This is a genomic window from Shinella granuli, from assembly GCF_004341885.1.
Taxonomy (GTDB): domain Bacteria; phylum Pseudomonadota; class Alphaproteobacteria; order Rhizobiales; family Rhizobiaceae; genus Shinella; species Shinella granuli.
In genome coordinates this window covers 40374-51886 of the sequence record NZ_SLVX01000007.1, presented here as the reverse complement: position 1 = coordinate 51886, position 11513 = coordinate 40374, and the positions used below count along the sequence as shown (strand labels likewise).

At 66.4% G+C, this 11513-nt stretch carries 8 protein-coding genes; 4 read left to right on the top strand and 4 right to left on the bottom strand.

Annotation, left to right across the window (positions count from 1 at the left end; all coding sequences use genetic code 11):
• Positions 1 to 123: 123 nt before the first annotated feature.
• Complete coding sequence (locus EV665_RS13345) at positions 124 to 1602, top strand: M48 family metalloprotease (RefSeq protein WP_064331852.1); 1479 nt, start codon at positions 124 to 126, stop codon at positions 1600 to 1602.
• Positions 1603 to 1843: 241 nt separating this feature from the next.
• Here the strand turns inward: EV665_RS13345 and EV665_RS13340 are convergent, their stop codons facing one another.
• The 3 genes from EV665_RS13340 to EV665_RS13330 all read right to left on the bottom strand — a co-directional run bounded on the left by EV665_RS13340 (position 1844) and on the right by EV665_RS13330 (position 6031).
• Complete coding sequence (locus EV665_RS13340) at positions 1844 to 2587, bottom strand: Bax inhibitor-1/YccA family protein (protein ID WP_064331853.1); 744 nt, start codon at positions 2585 to 2587, stop codon at positions 1844 to 1846.
• A 178-nt stretch (positions 2588 to 2765) separates the two neighbouring features.
• Positions 2766 to 5318 (bottom strand): ABC transporter permease, encoded by a 2553-nt coding sequence (locus EV665_RS13335; RefSeq protein WP_133034470.1) that lies wholly within the window; start codon positions 5316 to 5318, stop codon positions 2766 to 2768.
• Positions 5315 to 6031 carry an ABC transporter ATP-binding protein gene (locus EV665_RS13330; protein WP_133034469.1) on the bottom strand — a complete coding sequence of 239 codons (717 nt, stop codon included), beginning with the start codon at positions 6029 to 6031 and terminating at the stop codon, positions 5315 to 5317. The genes EV665_RS13335 and EV665_RS13330 overlap by 4 nt, the downstream gene beginning before the upstream one ends.
• 59 nt (positions 6032 to 6090) lie before the next feature.
• Between EV665_RS13330 and EV665_RS13325 the strand changes: the two genes are divergently transcribed.
• Both EV665_RS13325 and thpR read left to right on the top strand, forming a co-directional pair.
• Positions 6091 to 6735 (top strand): arylesterase, encoded by a 645-nt coding sequence (locus EV665_RS13325; RefSeq protein ID WP_133034468.1) that lies wholly within the window; start codon positions 6091 to 6093, stop codon positions 6733 to 6735.
• Between the two features lie 82 nt (positions 6736 to 6817).
• Positions 6818 to 7399, top strand: coding sequence for an RNA 2',3'-cyclic phosphodiesterase (thpR, locus tag EV665_RS13320; RefSeq protein WP_064331857.1), 582 nt, complete (start codon positions 6818 to 6820; stop codon positions 7397 to 7399).
• 37 nt (positions 7400 to 7436) lie between these two features.
• On the opposite strand, the gene EV665_RS13315 is transcribed toward thpR, so the two are convergent.
• Positions 7437 to 8075, bottom strand: a complete 639-nt coding sequence (locus EV665_RS13315; RefSeq protein WP_064331858.1) for a glutathione S-transferase family protein — start codon at positions 8073 to 8075, stop codon at positions 7437 to 7439.
• A gap of 396 nt (positions 8076 to 8471) precedes the next feature.
• Here EV665_RS13315 and EV665_RS13310 point away from each other — a divergent pair, with 396 nt between their 5' ends.
• Complete coding sequence (locus EV665_RS13310; protein ID WP_133034467.1) at positions 8472 to 11510, top strand: helicase-related protein; 3039 nt, start codon at positions 8472 to 8474, stop codon at positions 11508 to 11510.
• The last annotated feature ends 3 nt before the right edge of the window (positions 11511 to 11513 follow it).

Below are 11513 nucleotides of genomic sequence, written 5' to 3'. Positions count from 1 at the left end.
ACAAGGGAAGCGTTTGTCGAATCGGGAGTTGCCGGCCAGGTATGGTGCGTCTATCTCATCCATTCGAGGACCCGGTTCGGGCTGTGGGCAAGAGATATGGCGAGAGCATCGCAGGAAGCTGCAATGGTATGCGGACGCGGGGTTTTGAAGCCCCTTGCGGCGTTGATGCTTGCCGGCACGCTGCTGTCAGGCTGCCAGTCGATCATCGAGCAGACCTATGAGCCGACGATCTCGCCCTCGTCCAATCCGCAGATCGTCGAAGAGGTGCAGAAGAACGACCCGCGCGCCCAGATGGGCGCCCGCGAGCACCCGCGCATCGTCGCGAGCTACGGCGGCGAATACAAGGACGCCAAGACCGAGCGGCTCGTCGCCCGCATTGCCGGCGCGCTGACGCTCGTTTCGGAAAACCCGAACCAGTCCTACCGCATCACCATCCTGAATTCCCCCGCGATCAACGCCTTCGCGCTGCCGGGCGGCTATCTCTACGTGACCCGCGGCCTGCTGGCGCTTGCCAACGACGCCTCGGAGGTCGCCGCCGTGCTCTCGCACGAAATGGCGCACGTCACCGCCAACCACGGCATCGAGCGGCAGAAGAAGGAAGAGGCCGAGGTCATCGCCAGCCGCGTCGTGGCCGAGGTGCTTTCCAGCAACATCGCCGGCAAGCAGGCCCTGGCGCGCGGAAAACTGCGCCTTGCCGCCTTCTCGCGCAACCAGGAACTCCAGGCGGACGTGATCGGCGTGCGCATGCTGGGCGAGGCGGGCTACGATCCCTATGCCGCCGCCCGCTTCCTCGATTCCATGGCGGCCTATGCCCGCTTCACCGCGGTCGATCCCGATTCCGACCAGAGCCTCGACTTCCTGTCGAGCCACCCGAACGCGCCGCAGCGCGTGGAGCTGGCGCGCCTGCATGCCCGGGCCTTCGGGGCGGAAGGCTCGATCGGCGACCGCGGCCGCGATTACTACCTCGCCGGCATCGACGGCCTGCTCTACGGCGATGCGCCGGAAGAAGGCTATGTGCGCGGCCAGACCTTCCTGCACGGCAAGCTCGGCATCCGCTTCGACGTGCCGGCCGGCTTCCAGATCGACAACAAGGCCGATGCGGTGCTGGCGACGGGTCCCGGGGATGTCGCGATCCGCTTCGACGGTGTCGCCGACAGCCGCAAGCAGAACCTCGTCAACTACATTTCGAGCGGCTGGGTGACCGGGCTCAAGCCGGAGACGATCCAGCCCATCACGATCAACGGGCTGGAGGCGGCGACGGCCAAGGCGGCGGCGGACCGCTGGGAATTCGACGTCACGGTCGTGCGCATCGACAACCAGATCTACCGCTTCCTGACGGCGGTTCCGGTGGGCTCGACGGCGCTGGAGCCGACCGCCGCGATCCTCAGGACCTCGTTCCGCAAGCTGACGCCGCCCGAAGTCGCCTCGCTGAAGCCGCTGCGCGTGCGCGTCGTCACGGCCCGAGCAGGCGACACCGTCGCCTCGCTGGCCGGGCGGATGATGGGCACGGACCGCAAGCTCGACCTCTTCCGCCTGATCAACGCGATGACGGCGGCAAGCACCGTCCGCCCGGGCGAAAAGTTCAAGATCATCAGCGAATAGGCATCTTGCCAAACAAAAACCCCGCTGGAAACGGCGGGGTTTTTGTTTGTTGGCGAACCTCGCCTCACCCCCGACGTCATCCTCGGCCTTGAGCCGAGGATCCACCGACGGCCCGGAGCGTGGGTAGTCGGTTCAAGCCCGACCATGGCGGAGGAGAGGTTTGGCGGACTGTCTCTCTTCGAAGTGAGACCCCGCCGTCTCCGGCGGGGTTCTTTCATTCAACCCTTCATCCGGCTTGGCGTTACTCGCGGTTGCCGAGGAAGCGCAGCAGGAACAGGAAGAGGTTGATGAAGTCGAGGTAGAGCGTCAGCGCGCCCATGATGGCCTTGCGGCCGGCAACGGCGACCTCGTCGGCTTCAAAATACATTTCCTTGATCTTCTGCGTGTCCCAGGCCGTCAGGCCCGCGAAGACCAGGACGCCGATCGCGGAGATCGCGAAGTCGAGCGCGGAGGACTGCAGGAACAGGTTGACGAGCGAGGCGATGATCAGGCCGAACAGGCCCATGATCAGAAACGAGCCGATCGCGGAGAGGTCCCGCTTCGTCGTGTAGCCGAACAGCGACAGCGCGCCGAAGGCGGCGGCGGAGACGAAGAAGGTCTGCGCGATGCTGGCGCCGGTATAGATCAGGAAGATCGACGACAGCGACAGGCCCATCAGGCCGGCATAGACCCAGAAGGTCGCCTGCGCGGCCGAAACGCTCATCTTGTGGATGCGGAAGCTCAGGAAGAAGACCAGCGCCAGCGGGGCGAGCATCACGACCCACTTCAGCGGGCTCACATAGATCGCGTAACCGAAGCTCGTGAGCTGGCCACCGGCAAAGGCGGCCTGCGAAGCAAAATACGCCACGACCCCGGTGATCGCGAGGCCCAGGGCCATCAGGTTGTAGACCCGGAGCATATAGGCGCGCAGGCCCTCGTCGATGACGGCACCGGCCTGAGCGCCGGCATGGGCCGTTCGGGTCTGGTAGTTGCGAAGATCAGCCATGTTTTCCTCTCGTAAAGCCCCCTGTGGTGACGGTGTCGGGTTCCCGTTTATTCGCCGATGGTCGGCACGGAATCCGGGCATCCGCTGCGGGGCTCCAGCTTGCCTGCGTTCAATATGCGCATGAATTGTGTCTCGTACAAGACCCGCGGCCCCTACGGGGCCCCGGATCCTGCCGGTCTCAAAGCTCGCGCAGCACGGGCGCGGCCTTCTGCCCCAGGATGCGCCAGGTGCCGGCAAGGCCGATGCCGACGGTCATGAGGAGCGCCGTGACAACCGTCATGACGGCCACGTCCGGCAGGAAGCTCGACGGGAGCGTCATGATGCGGCTCACCACGAACCAGGCCGCCACCCCGCCGGCAAAGAGCGCGAAGACCGCCGTCGCCAGCCCCAGCATCAGATATTCGTAGCTGAAGGCGCGGATCAGCGTGGCGCGCGTCGCACCCAGCGTCTTGAGGACCACGGCATCGTGCACGCGCGCCCGGTTGCCGGCGGCGAGGGCCCCTGCGAGCACGAGGATCGAGGCAATGAGCGCGACGGCCGCGGCGGCGCGAATGGCGGTGGCGAGCTGGCCGACCAGTTCGTTGACCACGTCGAGCGCATCCTTGACGCGCACGCTGGTGATCGTCGGGAAGGCATTGGTGACGGCCTTCAAGGTCGCCGCCTCCTGCCCGGCCGTCGCCTGCGGGTCGATCACCGTCGCCAGCCACGCATGCGGCGCGCCGGCAAAGGTGTTCGGCGAGAAGACCATGACGAAGTTGATCGACAGCGATTCCCATTCGACATTGCGGAAATTGGCGATGCGCGCCGTGATGTTGCGGCCGAGCACGTTGACCGTCACGCTGTCGCCGATCTTGAGGCCGAGTTCGCGGCCCTCCTCTGCAGCGAAGGAGACGAGCGGCTCGCCGGAATAATCCTCCGGCCACCATTCGCCTTCTGCAAGCGTGGAGTTTTCCGGCGTGCGCTTGGCATAGGTGATGCCGCGGTCGCCGCGCAGCACCCATTGCCCCTCCGGCGGCACCTTGACCTTCGAGACCTCGACACCGTTCAGCTCCATGACGCGGCCGCGCAGCATGGGCACCTCGATGATCTTGCCGTCGGGCATGTTCGCCTGCAGCACGGTGCGGAACCCGTCGAGCTCGCTGCCCTGAATATCGACGAAGAAGAAGTTCGGCGCGCGCTCCGGCAGGTTGCCGGTGAGCTCCCGGCGCAGATTGCCGTCGATCAGCGTCAGCGTGACGAGAAGCGCAAGGCCGAGGCCGAGCGACAGCACGACAGAGGAGGTCAGCGCGCCCGGCCGGTGGATATTGCCGACCGCCAGCCGCAAGGCCGGCGAATTGACGCGCGGGCTGCGTTTCGCGACCGCGGTGATCAGCATGGCGACGGCGCGCAGCACGACGAAGGCGAAGGCGATCGCCCCGAGGAAGACGACGGCGATGTAGCGGTCATAGGCCGTGGCGATGGCAAGCCCGGCGAGCGCCGCAAGAAGCAGCGCCGCGCCCGCGACATAGGGCCAACTCGGCAGGCGGCCGGCCTCGAAACCCTGCTCGCGGAAGAGCGCTGTCGCCGGCACCTCGCGGGCATGGCCGAGCGGCATGATGGCGAAGGCCAGCGCCGTCAAGAGGCCGAAGACGGCGGCGAGCAGCAGGGCCGCGGGATAGATCGTCGCCTCCGCCGGCACCGGCAGCACGCCGTCGAGGAAGCCCATCGCCACCATGGGCATCAGCGCGCCCGCCACGAGGCCGATCAGGATGCCGACCACGGCGATCAGCGCGATCTGCGCAAGATAGACCAGCGCCACCAGCGAGGCCGGCGCGCCGAGGCACTTGAAGGTGGCGATGACGGAGCGCTTGGAATCGAGATAGGCGCGCACCGCATTGGCAACGCCGACGCCGCCGACGATCAGCGCCGTCAGGCCGACCAGCGTCAGGAACTGCGAGAAGCGCGTGATGTTGTTGGTGAGCGAAGGCGCCGCGCTGTTGGAGGTGCGGATCGACCAGCCGGCCTGCGGGAAGGCTTTCGTGGCGTCCGCCCGCACCCTGGACAGCGACATGCCGGCATCGGCAAGCCGGATGCGGTAGGCGTTCTCCACGAGGCTGCCGGTCTGCACGAGACCGCTCGCCTGCATGGCCTCTTCCGAGATCATCAGCCGCGGCGCGAAGCCGAACCCTTCCGAAACCGCGTCCGGCTCGCGCACCAGCGTCGCCGTCACTTTCAACCGGACCGTGCCGAGCAGGATCTCGTCGCCGACGGCAATGCCGAGACGGTCGAGCAGCAGCGGCGCGACGACCGCGCCGAAGGCCTCGCCGTCCCTGGCGAAGAGGGTCGCGGACGGTTGCTGGGGGCTGGTTTCCAGCGTGCCGTAGAGCGGATAGGCGCCGTCGACGCCTTTCGCCTCGACCAGCGTCTGGTCGGACCCGTCGGGCAGGCGCGCCATGGAGCGCAGGCTGGAAGAGAGGGAAACATCACCCAACCCCTGGAAGTGCTTCAGCTCTTCCGGGGTCGCGAAGCGGTTGTTGAATTCGAAGCGCACGTCGCCGGCAAGCAGGGTCTGCCCCTGCGAGGCGATCGCCTGGGTGATGGCGCTCGACACCGAATTGACGCCCGCGATCGCCGCCGTTCCGAGCGCGATGCAGGCGAGGAAGATGTAGAACCCCTTGAGGCCGCCGCGCATTTCGCGCAGCGCCAGGCGAAGCGCCAGCGGAAACTGTCTCAGGACTGTGCCGATCCTCATGCCGGCACCGCCTCGGCCAGCGTCGCCTTGATCGGCGCCGCGCCGGAAACGATCTCGCCGGAGCGCATGGCGACCTGCCGGCTGCACCGGGCGGCGAGCGCGGGATCATGCGTCACCAGCACCAGCGTCATGCCGCGCTCGGCCTGCTTGGCGAAGAGAAGATCGGCGATCTGCCGGCCGGTCTCGGTGTCGAGGTTGCCGGTCGGCTCGTCGGCGATCAGCAGTTTCGGCGAGGGCGCGAGCGCCCGGGCGATCGCCACGCGCTGCTGCTCGCCGCCCGAGAGCTGGCCGGGATAATGCGACAGGCGCTCGCCGAGGCCGACCGCCGTCAGTTCCCGCCGGGCGATCTCGAAGGCGTCCCGCACATTGGCGAGCTCCAGCGGCACAGCGACGTTTTCCAGCGCCGTCATGTTGGGAATGAGGTGGAAGGACTGGAAGACGATGCCGATATTGCGGCCGCGGAAATCGGCCACCTGGTCCTCGCTCATGCCGTGCAGGCCCGCGCCGTCGATATGGATCTCGCCGCTGTCCAGCCGTTCGAGCCCGGCCAGCACCATCAGGAGCGTCGACTTGCCGGAGCCGGACGGGCCGACGATGCCGACCGATTCGCCCCCCTCGATCGAAAGGTCGATCCCCTTCAGCACATGAACGGAGGCGGCCGCCCGGCCGAGGGTGAGATCGGCTTTTTTGAGATCGATGATGGTTTTGGCCAAGGAATTCTGCCCTATATGTCTTGAAGCAACTGGAATGCCAGCAATCTAGGATCAGCGACATGTCGTTTAAAGCGGCGCTTGGATTTTTCGCCTCACTTGCAATCACAGCTTTGTTATCCGTGAATGCCGCCCGGGCGGAGCCCGTGAAGCTCGTCGGCTTCGGCGACAGCCTGATGGCCGGCTACCAGCTACCCGCGACGGACGCCTTTCCGGTGAAGCTGGAGAAGGCGCTGCGCGAAAAGGGCTACGAGGTCGAGATCGCCAATGCCGGCGTTTCCGGCGACACGAGCTCCGGCGGCCTTGCCCGGCTCGACTGGTCGATCCCCGAGGGCACGCAGGGCGTGATTCTGGAACTCGGCGCCAACGACGCGCTGCGCGGCATTCCTCCGGAACAGACGGAGAAGAACCTCGACGCCATGCTGACGCGCCTCAAGGAGCGCGGCATCGCGGTGCTGCTTGCCGGCATGCTGGCCCCACCGAACATGGGCCCCGACTACGGCGAGCGCTTCAACGGCATCTACCGGCGCATGGCGGAAAAGCACGGCGCCGCGCTCTATCCGTTCTTCCTCGACGGGGTCGTCACCAAGGCGAACCTGCAGCTCGACGACGGCATGCATCCGAATTCCGAGGGGGTTGACGTGATGGTCGCGACGATGCTTCCGGCCGCCGAAGCGTTCATCAAATCGATACCGGCGAAGGAGTAGTTTTCGCGGGTGCGAAATAAGGGTTGCGCAAAAATCCATTGCGTGATTCGCTGACAGTACATTCCAGCAGGGAGAAGTCGCCATGCCGAGACTTTTCGTCGCCCTCGAAGTGCCGCGCAATGCTGCCATGAGCCTCTCCTTGCTGAGAGGCGGACTTCCCGGAGCCCGCTGGATCGATGTCGAGAACTTCCACATTACCTTGCGTTTCATCGGCGATATCGACGGCCGCACCGCCGACGAGGTGGTCGACAAGCTCGACCGCATCGAGCGCCCGGAATTCCAGCTCGCCCTGTCGGGCCTAGGCTCCTTCGGCTCGAAGAAGCCGCATTCCGTCTTCGCCGGCGTGACGCAGGCGCCGGAAATGTACGCCCTCCAGGGCGAAATCGAGCGCATCTGCCAGCGCCTGGGCCTTCCCGCCGATCCGCGAAAGTTCACGCCCCACGTCACGCTCGCCCGCCTGCGCAACGCCCGCATCGAGGACGTCGCCCACTACCTTTCCGGTCGCGGCAATTTCCACACCGCCCCCTTCACGGTGAACCGCTTCGTGCTGATGTCCTCGAAGGAATCCGTCGGCGGCGGGCCATACCTCACGGAAGAGGTTTTCCCGCTTTACGAGTCCGGCGGCGGCTGGGACGGCGCGGACCTGCGCGACCATCCGGTTTGACCGGCGATACGGCGCACATCTCCAGGAGAGGACCGCCCTAACCGGGCAGCGGCGGCAAATCGGGTGCGTTCAGGCCCTGAAAGGGATCGCGCCACGCATCCATCTTTTCGAGCCGCTCGTTCCAGCGTTCTATCGCGGGATATTCGGCGAGCGGCAGCCGGGCGGCGTCGTTGAACGGCAGAAACGTCGCCATGCGGAAATCCGCAAAGGAAACCGCATCGCCGACGAGCCATGCGCGGTTTGCCAGTTCGCTCTCCAGCATGGCGGCGGCCTTGTGAAACTGCTGCAGTCCCTCTTCAACCATCCGCTCGTCGCAGGGCCCGAAGCCGTAACGCTGTTTCGTGCCGCGCTCCCAATGCACGATGTCGCATGCCTTGACGAAGTTTTCCTTCGCCCAGCTGATCCAGCGGATCATGTCCGGTTCCTCGTCGTCCGTCCGCCAGAAGTTCGAACCGGCGCTGCGCGAGAGCCAGCAGACGATGGCATCGCTCTCCCACAACGTCCGGCCGGGCAGCTCCAGAATTGGCAACAGCAGGTTCGGATTGAGTGAAATGTAACGCTCCGCCTGGCCCGGAGCGCGGGGAGCGGCGAACTCGAATTCGACGTCAGCGTCCAAGAATCGGGCCGCAGCGACCGTCAGGCGAGGGTTGGGATTACGGCTGAAATGGATCTTCATCTGGCTTGTCTCCGCTTGTCACCCCTCAAGGACGAACGAAGCGGTCACGGTCCGACACGGGAAGATGGAATCATGGCCGCTCGCGACTTCGCTTCGCGCCGGTCGGCCCATCAGGGCGCAGCCGCATCGCGCTTAATCCTTGATGCGATTCGGTATTTTGTGGCGCCGCAGCCAACCCCACCAATCCATTGTGGTGAACAAACCCTGAATCATCCCATGTCAGCGATTCGTCTCCGATTTGTTCGCAGACTGTTCCAGGCACCGTTCAATGCTGGAGAAAAGCGGCGCTTTTCGCCTTGCCCCTTGCCATTGTCCGCCTCGATGGGCATCTGTTGCCTGCCGGATGCGTCCGGCGAGAGTTGAAACCTGCCGGGGCGTGACTTGTCGCAAGCACCCATGATCTTGAGCGGCCGCGGGGTCACCGCGGTGCTCGGCCCGACCAATACGGGCAAGACCCACTACGCAATCGAACGCATGGTGGCACATGAGACGGGCATCATCGGCCTGCCTCTGCGCCTCTTGGCGCGCGAGGTCTATACGCGCCTCGTCGACAGGGTCGGCCAGCACAATGTGGCGCTCGTCACCGGCGAGGAGAAGATCACGCCGCACATGGCGCGCTATTCGGTCTGCACGGTGGAGGCGATGCCGCGCGAGACGCGCGCCTCCTTCGTCGCGATCGACGAGGTGCAGCTTGCCGGCGATCTCGAACGCGGCCACATTTTCACCGACCGGGTGCTGCATCTGCGCGGCCGCGACGAGACGCTGCTGCTTGGCGCCGCCACCATGAAGCCGATCCTCGAACAGTTGCTGCCGGGCCTCAACGTCGTCGAGCGCCCGCGGCTTTCCCAGCTCTTCTATTCCGGCTCCAAGAAGATCACCCGCCTGCCCCAACGCACGGCTATCGTCGCCTTCTCGGCCGACGAGGTCTACGCGATCGCCGAACTGATCCGCCGCCAGCGGGGCGGGGCGGCGGTGGTGCTCGGCGCACTTAGCCCCCGCACCCGCAATGCGCAGGTCGCCCTCTATCAGGAGGGCGACGTCGAATATCTGGTCGCCACCGATGCGATCGGCATGGGCCTCAACCTCGACGTCGACCATGTCGCCTTCGCCCAGGACCGCAAGTTCGACGGCTACCAGTTCCGCAACCTCAATCCCGCCGAGCTCGCCCAGATCGCCGGCCGCGCCGGCCGGCACCTGCGCGACGGCACCTTCGGCGTGACGGGCCGCGTCGATCCCTTCGACGACGAGCTGGTCAAGCGCATCGAGACGCACCAGTTCGACCCGGTGCGCGTCCTGCAATGGCGCACGCCCCGCTTCGACTATTCGTCTCTTGCAAACCTGCGCAAGTCGCTCGATGCGCCGCCGCCGATAGGTGGGCTGACGCGGGCGCTGCCGGCCGTCGACCAGCAGGCGCTGGAGCACCTGTCACGCTACCCCGACGTCCGCGATCTCGCGACGACGCCGGAACGCGTCGAAAAGCTCTGGGAGGCCTGCGCGCTTCCCGACTACCGCCGCATCACCCCCGCCCAGCACGCCGACCTCATCTCGACGCTCTATGCGGACCTCATAAAACGCGGCACGGTTAACGAAGACTTCATGGCCGACCAGGTGCGCCGCGCCGATAGAACCGATGGCGAGATCGACACGCTTTCGGCGCGAATCGCACAGATAAGGACATGGACCTATGTGTCGAATCGGCCCGGATGGCTTGCCGATCCGACACACTGGCAGGAAAAGACGCGGGAAATCGAAGACCGATTGTCCGATGCGCTACATGAACGGTTGACGAAACGCTTTGTTGATCGCAGGACATCTGTGCTCATGAAGCGCCTGAGAGAGAATGCGATGCTGGAAGCTGAAATCAGTGTGAATGGCGATGTCTTCGTAGAGGGACATCATGTCGGGCAGTTGGCCGGTTTCCGGTTTACGCTGGCCTCCGGAACGGAAGGTCCCGATGCGAAGGCCGTGCAGGCGGCTGCGCAGAAGGCGCTCGCGCTGGAGTTCGAAGCCCGCGCCGCACGCCTGCACGCCGCCGGCAACAGCGATCTCGCGCTCGGCTCCGACGGCACCGTGCGCTGGCTCGGCGATCCCGTCGCGCGCCTGGCGGCAAGCGACCACGTCATGCGCCCGCGCGTCATCCTGCTCTCCGACGAGCAGCTGACCGGCAATGCGCGCGACCACGTCGCTGCCCGCATCGAGCGTTTCGTGAACCATCACATCGCGACCGTGCTGAAGCCGCTCGACGACCTTTCGCGCGCCGAAGACCTGCAGGGCCTCGCCAAGGGCCTCGCCTTCCAGCTCGTCGAAAACCTCGGCGTGCTCTTCCGCCGCGACGTGGCGGAGGACGTGAAGTCGCTCGACCAGGAAGCCCGCGCCTCGATCCGCAAGCACGGCATCCGCTTCGGCGCCTACCACATCTTCATGCCCGCGCTCCTGAAACCGGCCCCGGCCGAACTCATCACCCTGCTCTGGGCGCTGAAGAACGACGGCCTCGACAAGCCGGGCTACGGCGACCTCATCCCGGTGCTCGCCGCCGGCCGCACCTCCGTCGTCACCGATCCGAGCTTCGAGCGCGCCTTCTACAAGCTCGCCGGCTTCCGCTTCCTCGGCAAGCGGGCCGTGCGCATCGACATCCTGGAGCGCCTTGCCGACCTCATCCGCCCGCTACTGCAGTGGAAGCCGGGCACGCCGCGCCCCGAGGGCGCCTATGACGGCCGCCGCTTCATGGCGACGACCGCCATGCTCTCCATCCTCGGCGCGACGCCGGACGACATGGAAGAGATCCTCAAGGGCCTCGGCTACCGCGCCGACAGCGTGAAGGCCGAGGAAGTCGCCGCCCATCTCGCCGCGCAGGCCCCGGCTCCGGCCGATGCCGCCGCCGCAGCGCCGGCCGAAGCAAATACGGAAGCGTCCGACGAACACGACGCCGATGCAGCGGAGGGCGAAGGCGAAGCCCCGGCTGCCGCCGTCGAGGCATCGGTTGCCCCCGTCGAAGCCCCGGCCGCCGAGACCGTCGAAGATCCGGCACCGGCAGAAGCCGCTGCAGAAGGCGAACCGGTCGAAGCCAAGCCCGTGCTGCTCTGGCGCCCGGGCTCGCGCCACGACAACCAGCGCCAGGGCCACCGCCACGGCGGTGAGCGTCAAGGACAGGGCGAGCGTCGCGGCGGTGATCGCCATCGCGGCCAGCCGGCCGGCGAACGCGGCGAGCGGCGTGACGGCGGCCGCGGCCGGCCCGACCAGGCCAAGGGCCGCGACGGAAAGCCGCAGGGCGGCAATCGCCCGGATCGGAATGAGCATCGCCCCGATCGCAACGATCGCGGCGGCAAGCCGCAGCAGGCGAAATTCGAGGCCCGGCCGCCCCGCAAGGAAAAGCCGATCGACCCGGATTCCCCCTTCGCCAAGCTCGCAGCGCTCAAGGAGCAGATGAAGAAGTAGGCC

Coding starts and splice junctions, on each gene's coding strand:
- EV665_RS13345 (WP_064331852.1), top strand. CDS start 124: ATGGTATGCGGACGCGGGGTTTTGAAGCCCCTTGCGGCGTTGATGCTT.
- EV665_RS13340 (WP_064331853.1), bottom strand. CDS start 2,587: ATGGCTGATCTTCGCAACTACCAGACCCGAACGGCCCATGCCGGCGCT.
- EV665_RS13335 (WP_133034470.1), bottom strand. CDS start 5,318: ATGAGGATCGGCACAGTCCTGAGACAGTTTCCGCTGGCGCTTCGCCTG.
- EV665_RS13325 (WP_133034468.1), top strand. CDS start 6,091: ATGTCGTTTAAAGCGGCGCTTGGATTTTTCGCCTCACTTGCAATCACA.
- thpR (WP_064331857.1), top strand. CDS start 6,818: ATGCCGAGACTTTTCGTCGCCCTCGAAGTGCCGCGCAATGCTGCCATG.
- EV665_RS13315 (WP_064331858.1), bottom strand. CDS start 8,075: ATGAAGATCCATTTCAGCCGTAATCCCAACCCTCGCCTGACGGTCGCT.
- EV665_RS13310 (WP_133034467.1), top strand. CDS start 8,472: ATGATCTTGAGCGGCCGCGGGGTCACCGCGGTGCTCGGCCCGACCAAT.